We start from the raw sequence: 18,334 nt of genomic DNA, 5'->3' as shown, positions 1-18,334 counted from the left end.
GCTACCTGCGTAGGTGGTCCACCGCCATACGCGCGGCCGTGCCGATCACCGCGTCGGCGCGCGGCTGGTTGAGCGCGCTGCTGAACGAACGGGTCGAGACCGCCACGGCGTAGCGGCCCCCATCGGGATACTCCACCACTCCCGCCTCGCTGCGAAGGGTCGGCAGCGTCCCGGTCTTGCCGCTGACCCCGACGTCGTCGTACGGGAAGCCGGACGCCAGCCGGTGCGGCCAGACCTGCAGGTTGAGCACGCCGCGCATCCACGCGCAGGATTCGGCCGAGGCGGCCTCGTCGCGCCAGATCATGCCGAGCAGTCCGGCCAGCTCGCGAGGGGTGCTGCGGTTGGTGCGCGCCGGGTCGAGGACCCGCAGTCGCGCCAGGTCCTCGGAGTCGAGGAACGGCCAGCCGTGCCCGGCGTCCTCGGCCATGCTCGTGTTGGTCTCCCGGCAGCTGTGCACCACCCGGGTGCCCACCAGCCCGAAGCCGTCCAGCATGGTGTTGATCGCGTCGCGGCCGATCCTGGCGAGCAGCACGTCGGCCGAGGTGTTGTCGCTCACCGCGATCATCAGGTAGGCCAGGTCGCGCAGCGAGATCGTCACGTCGTCGAGCATCGAGGAGATCCCCGTCGGCCCGCCGACCCGCTCGGCCGCGGTCACCGTCACCCGGCTCCGCGGATCCAGCAGCCCGGCGTCGGCCTGCCTGCAGAACTCCACCAGCAGCGGCACCTTGAACATCGACGCCGTCGGCGTCGGCTCGTCGGCGCCGTACGCCAGCTCCCGGCCGGTGTCGATGTCGACGGCGAACAACCGGCCGCGCACCCCGGCCGCCCGGAACAGCGCCTCCAGATCAGGACCCTCCGGGCGCACGGCCACCAGGTCCGGATTTTTCCTGCCTTGGCCGGTCATGCCAGCATCCCCGGCCTCCGGCTCACCCGCCGCACCGGGGCGGCTCCCTCGTCCGTCATCCCGGCGCGCTCCTTCAGAGTCCGTACGGCCACCGCGGAGAAGCCGGTCACCGCCGTCGTGGCCGCCCGCCAGGCGGTGGAGACCCGGCAGACGAGCGGCGAGCCTAGCAGCGGCCGCCAGGCCAGCCCCGGCTGCTCCACCTTCGGCCCGAACGCCACCGCGACCCCCGCCAGCACCAGCCCGAGCCCGGCACCCTGGTGCACCTGGGCGGGCACGTAGCCGTGCCGGCGGCACTCGGCCAGGACCTCCGCGTGCATGCCCGGCTCCCCCTCCCGGGGCGGCATCAGCAGCTCCCGCCCCGCCAGGTCGGCCAGGTGCACCTCGCCGCTGCCGGCCAGCGGGTCACCGGAGGCCAGGAGCACCCCCTGCGGCTGCACCAGCATCGGGCCGAAGCTCAGGCCGGGAGCGCTGACGGGATGGCGTACCACACCGACGTCGATCGCGCCCTCTGCCAGCGCGCTCACCTGGTCGGCCGTCCAGATCTCCGCCGGCGCGAGCCGTACCTCCGGGTTGCTCGCGCGGAACCCCTCGACCAGCCCGGCGATCACCACGGCGGCCAGGTCGGGCGGGACCCCGATCTTCAGGACGGCCCCCTCGCCGTGGCGGACCAGCTCGTGCAGGCGGTCCACCCTGGCCACGATCTCCCTGGCCTCACCGAGCAGGAGTCTGCCCGCCTCGGTCAGCCTGACCTGGCGGGACGAGCGGTCGAACAGCCGCACGCCGAGCTCCTCCTCCAACCGCTTGATGCGCTGGCTGAGCGGCGGCTGGGCCATGCCGAGCCGGATCGCGGCGTTGCCGAAGTGCAGTTCTTCCGCGACCACCGTGAAGTAGCGCAAGTGCCGGACCAGGTCCACAACCAGCGACTATAGCCAGATTTATATGGATGTGTGCCTTATATCAGTATTGGACATCTTCGGTCCAGCTCTGCTGTCCTCTGACGCATGTCATCACAAACGGGGGCAATGTACGCACAGCTACGGCCGGAGCGGCCTCACCGGCGAAAACGGCGCCGGTGGCCCCTGGTCTGCGCCGCACTGCTGGTGCCGGCGGTCGTCGCGGCCGGCGTCATCTGGCTGCTGCGGACTAACGGCTCCCCCGAGCAGACCGCCGACGCCTACCTGCGGGCGTGGGCCGCCCAGGACTACGACGCGATGCGCGAACTGGTGGCCGAGCCGCCCGCCGACTTCGAGCGCACCCACCGGCTCTTCCTCAAGAACCTCGAGGTCGAACGGGCCTCCTTCGAGCGGCAGGTGCCGAGGGGCGTCTTCGCCTCCAGCGCGGAGGACACCGTCTCCTTCCAGGCCGTGCTCAGCGGGGTGATCGACTGGACCTACGGCGGGCGGCTCAAGTTCGTCGAGCGGGACCGTACCTGGAAGATCGACTGGACCCCGGCGGCCGTCCACCCCGAGCTCACCAAGGGCAGGACGATCCGGCTGGTCCAGGACAAGGCCGCGGTGACCCAGGTGCTGGCCGCCGACGGCAGCCGGATCGACACCCCGGACGCCCCCGGCTCGGTGCAGCAGCTCATCGAGGGGATCAAGCAGACCTACCCGGACCGGTTCGGCGCGTACGCCCGGTCCAGGATCGACCTGTTCGAGGGCGACGACACCGTCAAGACCCTGCTCAAGACGCCCGGCAAGGAGCCGCTGCGCACCACCATCGACCTCAAGGTGCACCAGGCCGGGGCCACCGCGATCACGGCCGCGGCCAAGCCCGCCTCGCTGGTCGCCGTCCGGCCCTCGACCGGCGAGATCCTGGCCGTGGTGAACAAGCCGGGCGGGTTCAACCGCGCCCTGCTCGGCAAGTATCCGCCCGGCTCGACGTTCAAGGTCGTCACCGCCTCCGCGCTGGTCGCCGAGGGGCTGGAGCCGGGCGAGCGGGTCGCCTGCCCCGCCGAGCAGAACATCGGCGGCTTCCCCTTCCACAACGCCGGCTTCAAGGACTACGGCACGCTGCCGTTCCGGGACGCCTTCGCGCACTCGTGCAACACCACCTTCGGCGCGATGGGCGTGTCCGATCTGGGCAAGGAGCGGCTGGCGAAGGTGGCCGAGAGCTTCGGCTTCGGCGCCGTGATCGCGCCGGGGGTGCCCGCCGTACGGGCCGAGTTCCCCGCCCCCAAGGACGACACCGACCTCGCCTCGGCCGCCATCGGGCAGGGCCGGGTGCTCGCGAGCCCGCTGAACATGGCCTCGGTCGCGGCCGCCATCGCCGACGGCGCCTGGCGCCCGCCCCGGATCGTCCCCGAGGAGCTCGTGCCCGACCGCACGCTGCGACCGCGCCCGCTGGAGAAGGAGGTGGTGAGCGCGCTGCGCGAGCTCATGCCCGCCGTCGTCACCGACGGCACCGCGCACGCGGTCCGCTTCCCCTCCGGCACAGCGGGCAAGACCGGCACGGCGGAGTACGGGTCGGGCAAGGAACCGCCCGCGCACTCCTGGTTCATCGGCTACCGGGACCACGTGGCCTTCGCGGTGGTCGTGGAGGGCGGCGGCGCGGGCTCCGCCGTCGCCGCCCCGATCGCCGCCCGCTTCCTGACCGAACTCCCCTGATCCCCGCTCATCCGGCCGTTCATTCGGCCGTGAGGAGAGCCCAAACGACCTGCTCGTTCTGGACGTTGTAGTAGTGGCCCCACGAGCCGTCGGTGATCGCGTGCACCACCTGCAGCCCACGGCCGCACTCGATCACCGCGTCCTCGTCGTCAGGACCGGGGTCGTTCACAGGCAGGCGCAGGTGCGGGAAGGTGCAGGCATGTCCGGGGTCGATCACCACCAGACGCAGAAAGCTCGGCTCACGCTCCAGCCTCATCCGCACCCACCGCGTCGCGGGCATGGTCCCGAGTCCGTACCTGACGGCGTTGGTGATCAGCTCTGTGGCGAGCAGTTGAAGGTCGTACGCCCGAGGGTGGTCCGCCCCCGTCCATGACGCGATGATGTCCCGGGCCCTGGCCGGGATGGCGCGTGGATCCAGCTCCTCCATGGTGAAGGTGTGGCGTTGGATCGGGGATCGGAGCGCCGCTTGCATAACTTTCACCTGACTTTCTCCGCTTCGTGCCTATTTCTGACTTCGCCCAAGTTGTTTCACCGAAAAAGAGAGTCGGCGAACCACTCGCCAGACTGGCACCGGACAGGTAATTTGCTAAGCGACCGACCAGGTCTGTAGTAACACATTGTCCGAGCCACCGGGTTTCATCGCAGTGGCACGAACGGAGAGGGCGGACCATGGGAATCGAGCGAATAATAGATCCCGAAACAAGTCCAGAAGCCCGATTCGGATATAAATTGCGGGAACGCCGCAAAAAAGCAGGAATGACGCTGGCGCAGCTCGGTGCACGGGTCGCCCTCACGGGTCAGCAGATCGGCAACGTCGAGCGGGGCGATCGGCGTATGGACGAGGACAGGACACGCCGCTGCGAGGAAGCCCTGGGCCTCTCGCCCAACGACCTCGCCCAGCACCTGCCCCGAAGGTGCCGCAAGAACTTGTCGTTCCGGAACTTCCTGCCGTGGCTGGAGAGGGAGAAGCGTGCTACGGAGTTGTGCACCTACGAAGGGCTGATCGTGCCCGGCCTACTCCAAACTCGGGAGTACGCGGAAGCCATCTGCCGAGGCGGGCCAGGGATGACCCCTGAGCAGGTAGAAGAAACCGTGGAGGCGCGGATGCAGCGACAAGCCATCTTGCATCAGGGCAAACCTCCATACCTGTACGCCGTCCTCGATCAGGGCGTGCTGCTACGCCCGGTAGGGAGTGAGAAAATCACCCGGGATCAGCTTCAACGTCTCCTCACGATGGGTAGAAGTCCGAATATAGTTCTTCAAATCGTCCCCCTACGCGCCATGTCAACGAGTGGCCTGGTGGCCGGGTTCATGATTGCCCGGACGGCTGCGGACAGAGACGAAGCCGCCTATATCGACGCCCCCGGCGGAGGCCGCATGGTAGACCGGCTTGAGTCTCTGGAGAAACTGAAGGTTTGGTTTCAGACGATCAGAGCGGATGCGCTTCCCCGGGCAGACTCGTTGGCGCTGATCGAAGAGAGGTTGGAACAACCATGGATCTGGAACTGAGCGAGGAACTCAAGAGCGCGACATGGCGGAAGAGCCCCCTCTCGGACGCTCAAGGAAACTGCGTAGAGGCAGCCCTCCTATCAGGCGGACGCGTCGCCGTACGGGACAGCAAGGACCCCGACGGCCCCGCCCTGGTGTTCACCGACCCCGAGTGGAAGGCCTTCACCGGCGGCGTGAAAGACGGAGCGTTCGACCTCTAGGCACTAACGGAAGGGGGCCTGGTCATCCACCAGGCTCCTCCCATATCACCCTCCCCTGGAGCAGTTCAGGAATTCCGACACAGGCATCGGCGGCTCCGGCAGGGAATCGCTTAGAAAGAAGTTGCGGCCCGGGACAACGGATCTCACCAGATCCTCATGGAGTTCGGCCTGCATGAATCTTTCCAAGGCTGAAAGGCAGGCATACCGCCAGTGGGCCACAGTGATGGAACCGTCGGCACCGTCTCCGATTGTCTGGCCCGCCTGGCTCCATACGGCGATCGTCTCGTAGTCGAAGCGAGTTCCAGCGAGGTAGGGGTCGAGAGCCGAGGTGTCGTACCCGAACCGCTGCTGCTGGAGGTTCGAAGGGTCGAGCGCGGACAGCAGGCGACCGTCTACGGCCAGCGCGAGAAGGTCATCTCCTTCAGGATACGCCGGACTGATGCTCCGGTCATGCCAGCAGGTGGTCATGACCGAGCGTCCAGCGGTCGCCAGGGCAGCCAACGTCTCGGGCTTGGCGCATTTGGTTCCGAAGCCGGGCTGACAGACGAGGATGCCGTCACCCCATTCGGAAATCATCGCGTCTTCAGGGGGAGCACTACTGTTGAGGCGCGCGTCGTAGATAGAGACGGGCTCGCTTTCCGCACCGATGATCCGACGGACCGACTCCAGGTCATGGCCTTTTACCGCGGTGAGGCTGATTAAGTCGATCCAGGCGATGTCGAACATCGACTGTAGATCCTTCAGGTCTTTTGCGCGAGTGCCGCCTCGCGTTCGAGTGAGATGTCCCGTAGCAGCGCGGTGTCCTGGTAGAACGAACGCTTTTTGGTGATCTTACCGTTCACCACGTCGACCAGTTCGAGAACGGTCATCCTCCACGGTTTGTGGTGGATATCAGTGCCGCTGTTCGTGGCCACCACCAGCACGCGCGTGGGACCGTCGGCGATGAGCTCGTCGATGCTGATGGCTGAGATGTCCAGCCCGGTCAGCTCGTGCATCCGATGCCGCGCCGGCCCGATGGTGGCTCCCCTGTGGACGCCGCTGTCGGGGTGGCCCCAGTTGAGCTCGACCTCCTGCTCGTCGGTCAGCTCTTTGATCGTGGCGAAGTCCGGGCCGCCGGGCGCTCGGAGAACGGCTTCGTAGAAGCGGCGGACCACTTCCTTGTTCAGCTCGGGCTGGGTCGGGGTTTCACTCAGCATGGTGTTTCCCTTCTTCGGAATCGGGGTGGATGGGTGTCGGGTCGCCGAACCAGCGGGTCGCGGCGTGCCGGAAGGCGTCGGGGTCGTCGGTCCAGGCGACGATGCCGTCGGGGCGGATCAGCAGGGCGTCGAATCCGAGGTCGTCGCTCGCCGGCCCGGCCACGTAGCGGATGCGGCCTTTCCAGCTCATCGCCGCGTCGTACAGGAGCTGTTCGGTGGTGAAGTCGAGGGCGACGCCGTGTCCTTCTCGCAGCAGGTCACCGAGGCGGGCGCCGTCGGCGAGACGGAAGTCCGGGGCGGTCCGGCCGACGAGTGGCCGGTCGCTGCCCAAGTCGTAGCGGTGGGACAGTCCTGAGGTGCTGCGGAACACGTGGGTGGTCCCGTCGCGGGTGTCGAGCAGGTCGTGGACCAGCCGTCGCAGGGCCGGGGCGTTGGGGCCGGGGTTCATGGTCGCGACCTGGGCGCGTGACCAGTCGAGGATCGCCGCGCCGACGGGGTGACGTTCGGCGGTGTAGGTGTCGAGCAGACCCTCTGGTGCGGTGCCGTGGACGGTGGCGGCGAGTTTCCAGCCGAGGTTCATGGCGTCGCCGATGCCGAGGTTGAGGCCCTGGCCGCCGAGCGGGGAGTGGATGTGGGCGGCGTCGCCGGCGAGCAGGACGCGGCCGTTCCGGTAGGTCGTGGTCTGCATCGCGCGGTCGGTGAAGCTGGAGGCGAGATGGACCTCGGTGAGTGTCGCGTCGGTGCCGGAGACCCGGCGCAGGACCGTCTGAAGGTGCTCGCGCGTCAGCGACTGCGAGCGGTCGAAGGCGCCACCGTCGAAGTCCATCATGCCCAGGTGTCCCTCGAAGGGCGTCCGCAGGTACATGCCGGTCGGCGTCAGGTTGAAACCCAGGTCCAGCTTCTCCGGATCGGCGAACGTGACGCGGGCGGCGTAGCCGGTGAACAGCGGTCCGGTGCCGGCGAAGTCGAAACCCGCCAGGTCGCGCACCGTACTGCGTCCGCCGTCGCATCCCACGAGCCAGCGCGCCCGGTGGTCGCGCCCGCCGGCCCGGGTGACGACGGTGTCGCCGTCCTGGGCCACGGCCTCGGCGGGAACGCCCCGCAGGATCCGCACGCCGAGCCTGGTCGCCCGCTCGGTCAGCACCGTCCCGACGGCGTCGAGGCTGGTCATCATGCCCTCCATCGCCGGGCCGGGCAGCCGGAACGGGAGGGCGGTGGTGTCGATGCCGGCCGGGTCGAGCCGCATGCCCGCGAAGTGGCTCACGTCACGAGGAGGCGGCGGCTCGTCCGCGTCGGGGTCCGCGCCGATCCGCTTCCCGTCGGCGCCTGAGGCTTTCAGCAGCTCCGCCAGCATCCCGCGGCGGTAGAACGTCTCGACCGAGCCGGCGTTCAGGCCCCGCATCCCCAGCGGGAGCGCCTGCCACGGCGAGGTCTCCTCCTGGTCCCGCTCCAGCACCAGGACTGAGCAGTCCGCCAGCGCGAGCTCACCGGCGAGGAACAGGCCCACCGGGCCGGCACCCACGATCACCACGTCGTACACGTTGATCCCCCTTCAGCATGGAACGTCGCTCCAATGATGGAACAGTACTCCATGTTGGATCGATGCTCCAGATCATGGCAGAATCGCTGCATGGCCGTACGGACACGTCAATCGCAGCGACGCAGGCAGGTGCTCACCCGGGAGCGCATCGTCGAGACCGCCGTCGAGTTGCTGGACGCGGTGGGCGAGGGTGCCCTGACGGTCCGGGCGCTGACCGGCCGCCTGGCCACCGGGCCCGGCGCGATCTACTGGCACATCGGCAACATGGACGAGCTGCTGGAGGCCGCGACCGACGCCGTGGTCGCCACCGCCCTGGCCACCCAGCCCGCCGGACCCGCGGAAACCACCGAACCCGGTTTGCCCCAGGACGAGATCCGCGCCGTCGCGCTCGGCCTGTTCGACGCGGTCACCGAGCACCCCTGGCTCGCCACCCAGCTCGCGGTGCAGCTCACCCGCAACCCCTGGGGACCGGTGACAGTGCGGATCTTCGAAAGCATCGGCCGGCCGGTCCGCGCGCTGGGCGTGCCGCGAGGCGACTGGTTCGCCACGACCTCGACGCTGGTCCACTACATCCTCGGCGCCACCGCCCAGACCTCCCAGAGCTCCGGCGACGGCTCCGAAACGGACCGCGCCGAGTTCCTCGACACCGCGTCCAGGGCATGGCAGGACCTCGACCCCGACGACTACCCGTTCATCCGGGCCATCGCCGACCAGATGCGCGAGCACGACGACCGCGAACAATTCCGCACCGGCGTCGAGCTCGTCCTCACCGGCATCACCGCCCTCCACCCGCCCACCGCATCAGGGCCCGCAGGCCAGACCCGGTGACCTGACGAACCCTCAGCCCGCCTTGCGGTCCGCGGGTGTGGTGAGGCGGGACACCGCGGCGACGACCTCGGAGGCGTTGGACAGGTCCGGCAGCACCAGGTCGGCGCCGGCCTCGTGCAGCTCGGCCGTGGTGGAGCGGCCCGAGGCCACCGCGATCATCTGGGCCCCACCGATCCTGGCGGTCTGTACGTCGCGGGTGGAGTCGCCGATCAGCACGGTGTTGGCGAGGGTGAACGGGGTCCCGAGGCGCTGCTTGGCGCGGCCCTGGGCGACCTGCAGCAGCGTCGCCTTGGGGTAGACCTCCTCGCCGTAGCCGCCGAGGTCGAAGTCGATGTAGCGGTCCAGCCCGAACGCGCGCAGCTTGTGCACGGCGTTGCTCTTGATCGTGCCGGTCAGCACCGTCTGGGTGACGCCGTCGAGCTTGGCCACGGCCTTGAGGGCCTCCTTGGCCCCGGCCATCGCCCGCCCCTGCTGGGCCAGCCGCTTACGTCTGTCGGCGAACGCCATGGCCAGCGCGGCGAGGAACCTGGGCAGATGGTCGTCCTCGGCGACGATCCCGTTGACGGCGAGCGTCTCGAAGACGATCTCGGAGTCGGGGCGGCCCATCGGCGGGACCAGCTTGACCAGTGGGCGCCCGGTCACGACGCGGAACGCCTCGGCGTAGGCCTCCCTGGTCACGATCGCGACATCGACCAGCGTCAGGTCGATGTTCCAGAGAACTAAACGGTTGATGGCAGCCTCCTGACAGACAACTCTGCCAGAGTAGGGCCATCACCCCGCCTGGGGCTCCTGCCCTGCCGATTCAGGCATGTTCGAGCGCCTCGGCGAGCGTGTCGACCACCGGGAAGCCGGTGGACTCCAGCTCGGCCCGAGTGGACATGCCGCCGGTGTAGAGCACGGCCCGCGCGCCGACGTGGCTCGCCGCCACCGCGTCGTCGACGCTGTCGCCGATCACCAGCACGTCGCGGGGCCGGACCGCGATGGACTCGATGTGCGCCGCCATGTGTACGGCCTTCTCGCCGCCGGTCACCCCGATCAGCCCGTCGATCCGGGTGAAGTGCCGGGTGATGCCGAAGGCGTCGACCTTGGGGACCAGGTGGGAGTGCGGGGCCATCGAGCAGAGCGACTGGGTGCCCGCCCACGTCGTCAGCGCGTGCTCGGCGTCGGCCGCGAGCGCGCACTCGGCGGCCAGCCGGAAGTAGGCGTCGTGGAAGCCGGTGTCGAGCAGCTCCCACTCCCCTTCGACCAGCGGGCGGCCGAGCATCCGCTCGTAGGCCACCCAGATGGGCCGGGTGTAGACGGCGCGGAAGCCGTCCGCTGTCATGGGCGCCAGCTCGTACGCCTTGAAGACCTCGTTGGTGGCTCCGACCACGGCGTCGATGTCGTGGAAGAGGGTGCCGTTCCAATCCCACACGATGTGCTTCGTCATTGGTCCGAGTTTACGGTGCCGCGCGGCAGGTCAGGAGTCCAGGATGTCGGGGATCTCCTGTGTCGCGTACCACAGGAGCTCATGCGCCTCGGCGCCGTCGACGGTGAAGCGGGCGTCGTCGTCCCCCTTGTCGGCGTCGGGCAGCGCGGCGACCGCCGCCTTGACGTCGCCCGTCGCGCGGAGGTCGTCGACGTGCACCGCGGCCACCTCGGTCATCGGGATCGGCTCGGTGAGCCGTACGCGTGCCTTCTCCCGCAGGTCCGCCCCGTTGTGGGGCAGCGAGCCGTCCGCGACCTCGGCGGCGACGACCACGCGGCGCGGCGGCGCGGCGGGGTCGTCGGCCAGCATGCGCAGCGAGGCGCGGGCGGCCTCGGTCAGGGCCACGTACTCGAGCTCCTCGGTGTCACCCGAGGCGTACCACTCGACCAGCGCGGGCGTCACGGCGTAGCCGGTCAGCGGGGCCGGGCCCAGCTCCCCGGCCTCGACCGCCCTGGCCAGCTCGGGCAGGGTGCAGGGCAGGTAGACGCGCATCAGGAACCTTTCACAGCGTGCGAGGGCTCTATCATGCCCGGCGCAGCGGCAGTCGGAGGAGAGACTCGAGCTCCAGGATGGTCGTGTCCGCGTCGCGGTGATGGATCCCGGCGATGCCGAGCCCGCGCGCGGCCACGATGTTGGCCTCGATGTCGTCGATGAACACGCACGACTCGCCGGGCAGGCCGATCCGGCCGAGCGCGTGCTGGAAGATGCGCGGCTCCGGCTTGCGCATGCCGACCTCGCCGGAGATCACCACCGCGTCGAAGATCTCGTCCCAGTCGTCGCGGGGGTAGGTGTTGGACCACGAGTTCGACAGCAGGCAGGTCCTGACCCCGTTGGTCCTGACCTCGCGCAGCATGTCGTACATCGCGTCGACCCGGTCGAAGCCCGCGAACATGCGCTCCAGCAGCCCGTCGGCCTCCGGCGGCGCCCCGTCGAGGGTCAGCAGCCGCGCGGCCAGGTCCCGTTCGAACGTGGCCCCGTCGATCTCGCCGCGTTCGAGCGCGTGGATGGCGTTCTCGCCCTCGCCGCCGTAGGCGCGGTCGATGAGCTCGCGCATGATCTCCCGATAGTGGTCGCCGTCGATCCGGTCCGCCATGATCCACTTCGCGATGGAGTCCGAGAGACTGGTGGTGAGCACTCCACCCCAGTCGATCAGCACGCCTTCGACCACGCCTGCCTCCTTGTGCGTCCAGTGCTCCAGAGTAGAGCGTCGCACGCCGGAATTTACCCTGTATAAACCCCCTATAAAGGAATGCCCAATCGATTGCTTAAGGTGGCCGTCCATGAGGTAACTCACCAGAAAGGACCGCCGTGCGAGCGACGATCCTGATCACCTCCCCCGACCGCTTCCAGGCCCCGGGGATGGAGCTGTTCGACTTCCCGCCGATCTTCGCCGGCGGACCGGAATGGTTCACCAAGCCCATACTGATCGCCCTGCTCAGCTCGGTCGTGGTCATCGTCCTGTGCTGGGCCGCCTTCGCCCGGCCCACGATCATCCCCCGGCGCTGGCAGAACATCGGCGAGTACGCCTACACGTTCGTCCGCGACGAGATCGCCCGGCCCAACCTCGGCAAGGACACCGACCGGTGGATGGGACTGCTGTTCTCCGTCTTCCTGACCGTACTGGTCTGGAATCTGATGGGCGTCGTCCCGCTCATCCAGCTCCCCGTCGCCGCGTACATCACCTTCCCCGCCGTGATAGCGATCAGCGTGTACGTGATCAAAATCTATCTGGGCGTCAGGCACCACGGCGTACGCGGCTATCTCAAGGGCATCGTCCACCTGCCAGGGCTGCCCGGCTGGGCCTACGGGCTCTACGCTCCCCTGGTCCTCGCCGAGGTCCTGATCAGCTCGCTGTTCACGCATTTCATCCGGCTGTGCGCGAACATGTTCGCCGGCCACATGCTCCTGGCCTTCTTCAGCTCGGTCGGCTTCTGGTTCCTGTTCGAGAGGCTCACCCCGCTGGGCGCGGGCGTGGGCGTGCTCGGCGTGCTGATGACCATCCTGCTGACCGCGTTAGAGATGTTCATCCAGTTTCTCCAGGCCTACCTGTTCGCCATGCTGGCGGCGATGTACATCTCCAGCGGCCTGCGCGGCGGGCACTAGAGTCCGCTAGGGCACGCTGGCCGCCAGCTTGCGGTGGGCGGCCGAGCCGACCACCTGGGCCGCCTCCTTCGCCGAGGCGACGGGCGGCTCGTTGAGCAGGCCGCGGGCCTGCTTGAGCGTGAGCAGCCGGGTCACCGACTGGTCCAGCCGCCGCTCGGAGATCCGGCCCGACTTGGCCGCCGACAGCACCGCGTCGTAGGCCTTGCGCAGGTCGTACGGCATGAGCAGCAGGTCCGCGCCGGCCAGGACGGCGCGGACCGCCACCTCGCCGTCGCCGTACTTCTCGCGGACGCCCGCCATGTTGAGCGCGTCGGTCGAGATCACGCCGTCGAAGCCGAGCTCCTGGCGGAGCAGTCCGGTCAGGATCGGCTTGGACAGCGTCGCCGGGTCGCCCGACGGGTCCAGCTTGGGGAAGACGATGTGCGCGCTCATGATCGCGTCGACGCCGGCCCCGATGGCGGCCTTGAACGGCGGGGCGTCCAGCCGCTTCCACTGGGCCCGGGTGTGGTCGATCACCGGCAGCCCGGTGTGGCTGTCGACATGGGTGTCGCCGTGGCCGGGGAAGTGCTTGGCCGTGGCGGCCACCCCGGCGTCCTCGAAGCCCTTGACCGCGGCGGCGACCATCTTGGACACCTCGGCCGGCCGGTTGCCGAACGCGCGCTTGCCGATGACCGGGTTGCGCGGGTCGATGTTGACGTCGGCGACCGGCGCGAAGTCGAGGTTGACGCCGAGGGCGCGCAGTTCTTCGCCGGTGGCCTTGGCAACGGCCCGCGACACCTTGACGTCCTTGGTGGCGCCGATCCGATAGGCGCCGGGGAAGGGGGTCATCAGCGCGGACATCCTGGACACCGGGCCGTTCTCCTGGTCGGTGCTGATCAGGAGGGGGAGGCCGGCGGCCTTCTGCATGCCGTTGGTCAGCCGTACGACCTGGTCGACGCTCTTGACGTTCGCCGGGAAGAGGATCACACCGCCGAGGTGGTAGCGGTCGATCACCTTGGCCGGGGTCTGGACGCCGTAGCGGGCCTGGTTCTCGCCTGACACGCTGTCGGCCGCCGTGCCGTACACGACGGGCATGAACAGCTGGCCGACCTTCTCCTCCACGCTCAGCTTCGCCAGCGCGCGCTTGACCGGATCGGCCTGCGTGGGGGCGGGCGCCGGGGTGGTGGGCGCAGTGGACGCGGGGCTGGACACGGGCGGGACGGCGCTCATCGACCCGCCCCCGCCGCTGCCACTGCACGCGGCGAGAGCGATCATCAAGAGGCCCGCGGTTCCCATCCGTCCAAGCATGCCCCCACGGTATCGATGCCAGGACATGCCCGAGCCGGTCGATGACCAAATCTTCACAGACCCAGCGGCGCCAGCCCGGGCAGATGGGCGCGGGCCGCCTCGCGGGCCAGCGCCGCCGTGGGAGCCTCCCGCGCGGCCTGCGCGGCGAGCCGGCACTGCTCCATGGTGTGCTGGGCGAGCGCCGCACGGGTGGCGGGCAGCACGGCGGGGCTCATCGACAGCGTGGCCGCGCCCAGCCCGGCGAGCACGCAGGCCAGGGCCGGATCGGCGGCCGCCTCCCCGCAGACGCCGCACGGCTTGCCGGCCGCCCGCGCCGCCGAGACGCTCATGGCGACCAGGTCCAGCAGCGCGGGCTGCCACCGGTCCTGCAGCTCGCTCAGCGCGCCGAGCTCGCGGTCGGCGGCGAAGCAGTACTGGGCGAGGTCGTTGGTGCCGATCGAGACGAAGTCCACCTCGGTGAGCAGGTCCGTCGCCCGCAGCGCCGCCGCCGGCACCTCGATCATCACGCCCGCGCTCGGCAGGTCGGCGGCCCGGCAGGCCCGGGCGAACCACCTGGCCTCCTCCGCCGTCGCCACCATCGCGGCCATGACCTGGAGCCGGCCGGAGGCGCCCGAGGCGGCCGTGGCCAGCGCGTCGAGCTGCGTCTCCATCACCTCCGGGTGCCTGCGGAACAGGCGCACGCCGCGCTCGCCGAGCGCCGGGTTCGGCTCGGGCGCCGGGGGAGGCAGGAAGGCCAGCGGCTTGTCCGCCCCCGCGTCCAGCGTCCGCACCACGACCGGGCCGCCGGGGAAGGCGTCGAGCGCGGCCCGGTACGCCTCCTCCTGCTCCTCGGCCGACGGGGGCAGCCTTCTGCCGAGATAGAGGAACTCGGTGCGGTAGAGGCCGATGCCCTCGGCGCCGGCCTCCAGCGCGGCTTCGACGTCACCGGGGCCGCCGACGTTCGCCAGCAGCGGCACCGGGACGCCGTCACGGGTCCTGCCGGGGCCCTGGACCTGCGCGATGGCCTCCTGCCTGGCGGAGGCCACGTTCTCGGCCTGGGCCACGTCCGACTCCGTCGGCTGCGCCCGTACCTCTCCCGAGGTGCCGTCGACCAGGACCCGCACGCCCGCCTGGAGGGCGGTCGCGCCCGCGCAGGCCACCACGGCGGGCACGCCGAGCGCCCTGGCCATGATGGCCGTGTGGCTGGTGGGCCCGCCCTCCTCGGTGACGAAGGCCGCCACGGTCTCCCGGGACAGCAGCGCGGTGTCGGCGGGCGCGAGGTCGTGCGCGACCAGCACGTACGGCTCGGGGCCGGGGGCGGGCAGGCCGGGCATCACCTGACCGGTGAGCACGGCGATCACCCGGTCCCTGATGTCGTTCAGGTCGGCGGCCCGCTCGCCCAGATAGCCGCCGAGCCCGGCCAGCACCTCCCGGTACTTGCCGAACGACTCGTAGACGGCCCGTTCGGCGGCCAGGCCCTGCTCGACGCAGGACCTGATCTTCACGACCAGGCCGGGGTCCTCGGCCATCAGCGCCTGCGCCTTGAGGATCTCCCCGGCCTCGCCGCCCGCACGGTCTCCGCGCGACTCCAGCTCGCCGGCCACCTGCGCCAGCGCCGAGACCGCGCGTTCCTTCTCCTGATCGGATTCGCCCGTGTATGTGGCGCCCTCGGGGGGTTCGGGCACACGAGTCGTCAGGATGTAGGCGGGTCCGTGCCCGATGCCCGGGCTGACCCCTACCCCCCGCAGGTTCATGGCGTCGCGGCTATGCTCGCGAGCTGGTCGAGGACCTCTTCGGCGCCCTCGCCCTCAGCCTTGATGACGATGGTCTCGCCCTGGCGAACGTCCAGCGCCATGATCTGCAGGATGCTCTTGCCGTTGACGGGATCACCGCCACCCATCTTGGCCACGCTGATCTCCATCGGCGCCTTCATGGCAGTCTGCACGAACGTGGCCGCGGGCCGGGCGTGCAACCCCACCTCCGCCGCCACGGTCGCCTTACGCTCGCCCATGAAATCTCCCTTCCTCGTACCGGTCCAGACCGGTCATACCGTTTCACGCCCATTGGAAGAGCTCGTCACCGGCGTGCACCGTACCCAGCGCCACACCGGTCACCGCCCCGGCCACGGCGTCAAGGGCGACCACCGGGCAGACGGGGGATCGCCCGCCGGTCTCGATCGCGGCCGGATCCCAGGCCACGACGGGCTGACCCGCGCCGACCCTGTCGCCCTCGGCCGCCAGCAGCTCGAAACCCTGGCCCTTGAGCTGGACCGTGTCGATCCCCAGATGCACCAGGACGCCCTTGCCGTCATCTCCTACGATGACGTACGCGTGCGGATGTAGCTTCATGATTTTTCCAGCTATGGGGGCGACGGCCGTGAGCGGCCCCCGCACCGGGTCGATCGCCGTTCCCGGCCCCACCATGCCTGCCGAGAAGACGGGGTCCGGCACCGCCGCCAGACCCACGGCCGCCCCCTCGACCGGGGCGAGAACAGTCGTCATGGTCTCGCCCTCTAGCCGATGATGTCCTCGATGTCGCTGGCGATGGTGTCGGCCTCCGGCCCCACGACGACCTGCACCACGTTGCCCGCCGCCATCACGCCGTGCGCGCCCGCCGCCTTGAGCGCGGCCTGGTCGACCTTGGAGGCGTCCTCGACCTCCGTGCGCAGGCGGGTGATGCAGGGCTCGATTTCGATGATGTTGTCCGCACCGCCGAGTCCGGCGATGATCGCATTCACGTCGGCCGCCATCGGGCCCTCCTCGTCATGGCTCTGCGACCAGGCTAAACGACGCTGCGTGATCAGTCGGTCTGGGTCACCTTGTTGAGCCCGCGCGGCGAGTCGGGGTCGATGCCGAGCCTCCTGGCGAGCGCCTCGGTGAGCAGCTGCGCGGGGACGATGAGCCCCATCGGCGCCACCCACTCGGGCAGGTCCGGGCCGTTGAGCGCCGCCGTGCCCGCCCGTGCCAGGGCGTCGCCGCCGCCGATGGTGAACGCCTGCGCGCCCGCCGCGACGACCCGCTCGGCCAGCGCGACCGTGCCCTGCAGCGTCGGGCTGTTCTCGGCCGCGACGAGCAGCGCCGGGGTGTCGGCGTCGACCACGGCGATCGGGCCGTGCAGCAGGTCGGCGTACGACAGGCCCATGGCGTGCAGGTAGCAGGCCTCCTTGAGCTTGAGCGCGGTCTCCAGCGCGCTGGAGAAGGCCAGCCCGCGGCCCGACACGACCACGCCGTGCTTGTCGGCCAGGCCCTCCACGACCGCTTCCAGGTCGCCCGGCTCTGCGACCAGCTTCTCCACCGCCTCCGGCACCCGGAGCAGGTCGTCCCGGTCCACCTCGGCGCCCAGCCCCAGCGCCAGGACCGCCAGCGCGGCCAGCTGCGTGGTGTACGTCTTGGTGGCGGGGACGGCCTCCTCCTCGCCCGCGACCGTGCACAGCGCCAGGTCCGCGACCTGCGCGAGCGGGCTGTCCGCGCCGCCGTTGGTGACGCCCACCGTCCTGGCCCCGCAGTCACGCGCCCAGGCCAGCGTCTCCACGATCTCTTCGGTACGGCCGGACTGGGAGATGGCGACGGCCAGGACGCCATCGAGGTCGAGCTTGCGCTTGTAGGTGGTCGCGATGGACGGCGCGGCGAGCGCCGACAGCCGTCCGGCGTGCGCTTCGACCAGGTAGCGGCCGTAGACTGCGGCGTTGTCGGACGTGCCGCGTGCGATGAACAGCAGTTGGCGAGTCTGCCGGCCCAGCGCCCGCACCTCGTCGATCCGGGGAAGCAGGGAGTCCAGTGTGGCCCGCAGCGCCTGCGGCTGCTCGGCGATCTCGCTGCGCATCTTGGTCATCTGGTGCTCATCCCTTGCAGTTTGTCCGTACGGACTTGACCCTGTTTTGCGACATGTGGTCTAGTCCGGACTAGACCAGTACGAACCATAACCTATGGCCCAGGTCAGATCGAGGGGAGGATCCGTGGCGCACATCGATCCGGACAGCCCGGTGCCCAAGTACTTCCAGCTCCGCGAGATCCTGCTCGACCTCATCGACAGCGACGAACTCAGCATCGGCGCGGCCATCCCGTCCGAACGTGAGCTCTGCCAGCGCTTCGCCCTGTCCCGGATGACCGTCCGGCAGGCCGTCGACCACCTGGTGTCCGAAGGCCGGCTGCACCGGGTGCCGGGCAAGGGCACCTTCGTCGCCCGGCCCAAGATCGAGCTGGCGCTGCAGCTCACCTCCTTCACCGACGACATGCGCGCCCGCGGCATGGCGCCCGGCTCGCGCGACCTCGACAGACGGACCGTGCGCGCCAGCGCCCACCTGGCCAAGGAGCTCGGCATCCAGCCGGGCGAGGAAGTGCACTTCATCGAGCGCCTGCGCACTGCCGACGGCGAGCCGCTGTCGATCGAGCGGGCGCACATCCCGGTCAAACTCGCCCCCGACCTGGCCGAGCACGACCTGTCCGGCAGGTCGCTGTACGAGCTGCTGGAGAGCCGTTACGGGCTCGTCATGGACGCGGGCGAGCTCACCATCGACGGCGGCATCGCCGACCCGAGCGACGCCGACCTGCTCAAACTCCCTCGCGGCGGAGCCGTGCTGCTGCTGCAGCGCAGATCCTTCTCCGGTGGCATCTGCGCCGAGCTCGGCGTGTCCACCTACCGCGCCGACCGCTACCAGCTGCGCACCATTCTGGAAATGCCCGCAAGACGGGGTTGAGGGCCCGACCCGGAGGAA

General features: G+C 69.8%; 22 protein-coding genes. 6 read left to right on the top strand and 16 right to left on the bottom strand.

The window, feature by feature from the left end; genetic code table 11:
• Position 1: 1 nt before the first annotated feature.
• Together ACIBQX_RS25540 and ACIBQX_RS25535 are read right to left on the bottom strand one after the other, a co-directional pair.
• Positions 2 to 904, bottom strand: a complete 903-nt coding sequence (locus ACIBQX_RS25540; RefSeq protein ID WP_397008583.1) for a serine hydrolase — start codon at positions 902 to 904, stop codon at positions 2 to 4.
• Complete coding sequence (locus ACIBQX_RS25535) at positions 901 to 1,818, bottom strand: LysR substrate-binding domain-containing protein (protein WP_397008581.1); 918 nt, start codon at positions 1,816 to 1,818, stop codon at positions 901 to 903. Before ACIBQX_RS25535 ends, ACIBQX_RS25540 begins: the two co-directional genes overlap by 4 nt.
• 108 nt (positions 1,819 to 1,926) lie before the next feature.
• Here ACIBQX_RS25535 and ACIBQX_RS25530 point away from each other — a divergent pair, with 108 nt between their 5' ends.
• Positions 1,927 to 3,510, top strand: coding sequence for a penicillin-binding transpeptidase domain-containing protein (locus ACIBQX_RS25530; protein WP_397008579.1), 1,584 nt, complete (start codon positions 1,927 to 1,929; stop codon positions 3,508 to 3,510).
• 19 nt (positions 3,511 to 3,529) lie between these two features.
• On the opposite strand, the gene ACIBQX_RS25525 is transcribed toward ACIBQX_RS25530, so the two are convergent.
• Entirely contained in the window at positions 3,530 to 3,982 is a 453-nt protein-coding gene (locus tag ACIBQX_RS25525; protein WP_397008845.1) for an ATP-binding protein, read from the bottom strand.
• Positions 3,983 to 4,179: 197 nt separating this feature from the next.
• Here ACIBQX_RS25525 and ACIBQX_RS25520 point away from each other — a divergent pair, with 197 nt between their 5' ends.
• Positions 4,180 to 5,019 (top strand): helix-turn-helix domain-containing protein, encoded by an 840-nt coding sequence (locus tag ACIBQX_RS25520; RefSeq protein ID WP_397008577.1) that lies wholly within the window; start codon positions 4,180 to 4,182, stop codon positions 5,017 to 5,019.
• Positions 5,004 to 5,219 carry a DUF397 domain-containing protein gene (locus ACIBQX_RS25515; protein WP_397008575.1) on the top strand — a complete coding sequence of 72 codons (216 nt, stop codon included), beginning with the start codon at positions 5,004 to 5,006 and terminating at the stop codon, positions 5,217 to 5,219. The genes ACIBQX_RS25520 and ACIBQX_RS25515 overlap by 16 nt, the downstream gene beginning before the upstream one ends.
• Before the next feature lie 45 nt (positions 5,220 to 5,264).
• Here the strand turns inward: ACIBQX_RS25515 and ACIBQX_RS25510 are convergent, their stop codons facing one another.
• From ACIBQX_RS25510 to ACIBQX_RS25500, 3 genes are read right to left on the bottom strand one after another with little or no spacing between them, the layout of a single operon-like run.
• Complete coding sequence (locus ACIBQX_RS25510) at positions 5,265 to 5,945, bottom strand: hypothetical protein (RefSeq protein ID WP_397008574.1); 681 nt, start codon at positions 5,943 to 5,945, stop codon at positions 5,265 to 5,267.
• A 14-nt stretch (positions 5,946 to 5,959) separates the two neighbouring features.
• A complete protein-coding gene (locus ACIBQX_RS25505) occupies positions 5,960 to 6,415 on the bottom strand; it encodes a nuclear transport factor 2 family protein (protein ID WP_397008572.1) in 456 nt (151 codons plus the stop codon).
• Positions 6,405 to 7,955, bottom strand: coding sequence for an FAD-dependent monooxygenase (locus ACIBQX_RS25500; protein ID WP_397008570.1), 1,551 nt, complete (start codon positions 7,953 to 7,955; stop codon positions 6,405 to 6,407). The genes ACIBQX_RS25505 and ACIBQX_RS25500 overlap by 11 nt, the downstream gene beginning before the upstream one ends.
• A 90-nt stretch (positions 7,956 to 8,045) precedes the next feature.
• Here ACIBQX_RS25500 and ACIBQX_RS25495 point away from each other — a divergent pair, with 90 nt between their 5' ends.
• A complete protein-coding gene (locus ACIBQX_RS25495) occupies positions 8,046 to 8,783 on the top strand; it encodes a TetR/AcrR family transcriptional regulator (RefSeq protein ID WP_397008568.1) in 738 nt (245 codons plus the stop codon).
• 12 nt (positions 8,784 to 8,795) lie between these two features.
• On the opposite strand, the gene ACIBQX_RS25490 is transcribed toward ACIBQX_RS25495, so the two are convergent.
• The 4 genes from ACIBQX_RS25490 to ACIBQX_RS25475 form a co-directional block, all read right to left on the bottom strand.
• The gene (locus ACIBQX_RS25490) at positions 8,796 to 9,515 is read right to left on the bottom strand and encodes an HAD family hydrolase (RefSeq protein ID WP_397008843.1); all 720 of its coding nucleotides are present in this window, start codon (positions 9,513 to 9,515) and stop codon (positions 8,796 to 8,798) included.
• 70 nt (positions 9,516 to 9,585) lie between these two features.
• On the bottom strand, positions 9,586 to 10,212 hold the full coding sequence (locus tag ACIBQX_RS25485; RefSeq protein ID WP_397008566.1) for an HAD family hydrolase: 627 nt from the start codon (positions 10,210 to 10,212) through the stop codon (positions 9,586 to 9,588).
• A gap of 30 nt (positions 10,213 to 10,242) precedes the next feature.
• Positions 10,243 to 10,743, bottom strand: coding sequence for a DUF6912 family protein (locus ACIBQX_RS25480; RefSeq protein ID WP_397008564.1), 501 nt, complete (start codon positions 10,741 to 10,743; stop codon positions 10,243 to 10,245).
• 31 nt (positions 10,744 to 10,774) lie between these two features.
• A complete protein-coding gene (locus ACIBQX_RS25475) occupies positions 10,775 to 11,464 on the bottom strand; it encodes an HAD family hydrolase (RefSeq protein WP_397008562.1) in 690 nt (229 codons plus the stop codon).
• A gap of 95 nt (positions 11,465 to 11,559) precedes the next feature.
• On the opposite strand from ACIBQX_RS25475, the gene atpB reads away from it, so the two are divergent.
• Entirely contained in the window at positions 11,560 to 12,354 is a 795-nt protein-coding gene (gene atpB / locus ACIBQX_RS25470; protein WP_397008560.1) for a F0F1 ATP synthase subunit A, read from the top strand.
• Between the two features lie 6 nt (positions 12,355 to 12,360).
• Here atpB and nagZ read toward each other — a convergent pair whose 3' ends face one another.
• The 6 genes from nagZ to ACIBQX_RS25440 all read right to left on the bottom strand — a co-directional run bounded on the left by nagZ (position 12,361) and on the right by ACIBQX_RS25440 (position 17,442).
• Positions 12,361 to 13,629 carry a beta-N-acetylhexosaminidase gene (gene nagZ / locus ACIBQX_RS25465; RefSeq protein WP_397008558.1) on the bottom strand — a complete coding sequence of 423 codons (1,269 nt, stop codon included), beginning with the start codon at positions 13,627 to 13,629 and terminating at the stop codon, positions 12,361 to 12,363.
• 65 nt (positions 13,630 to 13,694) lie between these two features.
• Positions 13,695 to 15,374 carry a phosphoenolpyruvate--protein phosphotransferase gene (gene ptsP / locus ACIBQX_RS25460; RefSeq protein ID WP_397008556.1) on the bottom strand — a complete coding sequence of 560 codons (1,680 nt, stop codon included), beginning with the start codon at positions 15,372 to 15,374 and terminating at the stop codon, positions 13,695 to 13,697.
• A complete protein-coding gene (locus ACIBQX_RS25455; protein WP_397008554.1) occupies positions 15,371 to 15,631 on the bottom strand; it encodes an HPr family phosphocarrier protein in 261 nt (86 codons plus the stop codon). Before ACIBQX_RS25455 ends, ptsP begins: the two co-directional genes overlap by 4 nt.
• A 43-nt stretch (positions 15,632 to 15,674) precedes the next feature.
• A complete protein-coding gene (locus ACIBQX_RS25450; RefSeq protein ID WP_397008552.1) occupies positions 15,675 to 16,121 on the bottom strand; it encodes a PTS glucose transporter subunit IIA in 447 nt (148 codons plus the stop codon).
• Positions 16,122 to 16,132: 11 nt separating this feature from the next.
• The gene (locus tag ACIBQX_RS25445; RefSeq protein ID WP_397008550.1) at positions 16,133 to 16,369 is read right to left on the bottom strand and encodes a glucose PTS transporter subunit EIIB; all 237 of its coding nucleotides are present in this window, start codon (positions 16,367 to 16,369) and stop codon (positions 16,133 to 16,135) included.
• 50 nt (positions 16,370 to 16,419) lie between these two features.
• Complete coding sequence (locus ACIBQX_RS25440) at positions 16,420 to 17,442, bottom strand: SIS domain-containing protein (RefSeq protein WP_397008841.1); 1,023 nt, start codon at positions 17,440 to 17,442, stop codon at positions 16,420 to 16,422.
• A 133-nt stretch (positions 17,443 to 17,575) separates the two neighbouring features.
• Here ACIBQX_RS25440 and ACIBQX_RS25435 point away from each other — a divergent pair, with 133 nt between their 5' ends.
• The gene (locus ACIBQX_RS25435) at positions 17,576 to 18,316 is read left to right on the top strand and encodes a GntR family transcriptional regulator (protein ID WP_397008548.1); all 741 of its coding nucleotides are present in this window, start codon (positions 17,576 to 17,578) and stop codon (positions 18,314 to 18,316) included.
• The last annotated feature ends 18 nt before the right edge of the window (positions 18,317 to 18,334 follow it).

The organism is Nonomuraea sp. NPDC049714, assembly GCF_044465295.1.
In the GTDB taxonomy this organism is placed as follows: Bacteria; Actinomycetota; Actinomycetes; order Streptosporangiales; family Streptosporangiaceae; genus Nonomuraea.
The sequence above is the reverse complement of the archived record's forward strand: the minus strand, read 5'-3'. Positions and strand labels throughout refer to the sequence as shown.

What these genes read in the sequence shown, in the direction of transcription:
- ACIBQX_RS25540 (WP_397008583.1), bottom strand. Translation starts at nt 904, where the DNA reads ATGACCGGCCAAGGCAGGAAAAATCCGGACCTGGTGGCCGTGCGCCCG.
- ACIBQX_RS25530 (WP_397008579.1), top strand. Translation starts at nt 1,927, where the DNA reads ATGTACGCACAGCTACGGCCGGAGCGGCCTCACCGGCGAAAACGGCGC.
- ACIBQX_RS25525 (WP_397008845.1), bottom strand. Translation starts at nt 3,982, where the DNA reads ATGCAAGCGGCGCTCCGATCCCCGATCCAACGCCACACCTTCACCATG.
- ACIBQX_RS25520 (WP_397008577.1), top strand. Translation starts at nt 4,180, where the DNA reads ATGGGAATCGAGCGAATAATAGATCCCGAAACAAGTCCAGAAGCCCGA.
- ACIBQX_RS25515 (WP_397008575.1), top strand. Translation starts at nt 5,004, where the DNA reads ATGGATCTGGAACTGAGCGAGGAACTCAAGAGCGCGACATGGCGGAAG.
- ACIBQX_RS25510 (WP_397008574.1), bottom strand. Translation starts at nt 5,945, where the DNA reads ATGTTCGACATCGCCTGGATCGACTTAATCAGCCTCACCGCGGTAAAA.
- ACIBQX_RS25505 (WP_397008572.1), bottom strand. Translation starts at nt 6,415, where the DNA reads ATGCTGAGTGAAACCCCGACCCAGCCCGAGCTGAACAAGGAAGTGGTC.
- ACIBQX_RS25495 (WP_397008568.1), top strand. Translation starts at nt 8,046, where the DNA reads ATGGCCGTACGGACACGTCAATCGCAGCGACGCAGGCAGGTGCTCACC.
- ACIBQX_RS25485 (WP_397008566.1), bottom strand. Translation starts at nt 10,212, where the DNA reads ATGACGAAGCACATCGTGTGGGATTGGAACGGCACCCTCTTCCACGAC.
- ACIBQX_RS25480 (WP_397008564.1), bottom strand. Translation starts at nt 10,743, where the DNA reads ATGCGCGTCTACCTGCCCTGCACCCTGCCCGAGCTGGCCAGGGCGGTC.
- nagZ (WP_397008558.1), bottom strand. Translation starts at nt 13,629, where the DNA reads ATGGGAACCGCGGGCCTCTTGATGATCGCTCTCGCCGCGTGCAGTGGC.
- ptsP (WP_397008556.1), bottom strand. Translation starts at nt 15,374, where the DNA reads ATGAACCTGCGGGGGGTAGGGGTCAGCCCGGGCATCGGGCACGGACCC.
- ACIBQX_RS25455 (WP_397008554.1), bottom strand. Translation starts at nt 15,631, where the DNA reads ATGGGCGAGCGTAAGGCGACCGTGGCGGCGGAGGTGGGGTTGCACGCC.
- ACIBQX_RS25450 (WP_397008552.1), bottom strand. Translation starts at nt 16,121, where the DNA reads ATGACGACTGTTCTCGCCCCGGTCGAGGGGGCGGCCGTGGGTCTGGCG.
- ACIBQX_RS25445 (WP_397008550.1), bottom strand. Translation starts at nt 16,369, where the DNA reads ATGGCGGCCGACGTGAATGCGATCATCGCCGGACTCGGCGGTGCGGAC.
- ACIBQX_RS25440 (WP_397008841.1), bottom strand. Translation starts at nt 17,442, where the DNA reads ATGCGCAGCGAGATCGCCGAGCAGCCGCAGGCGCTGCGGGCCACACTG.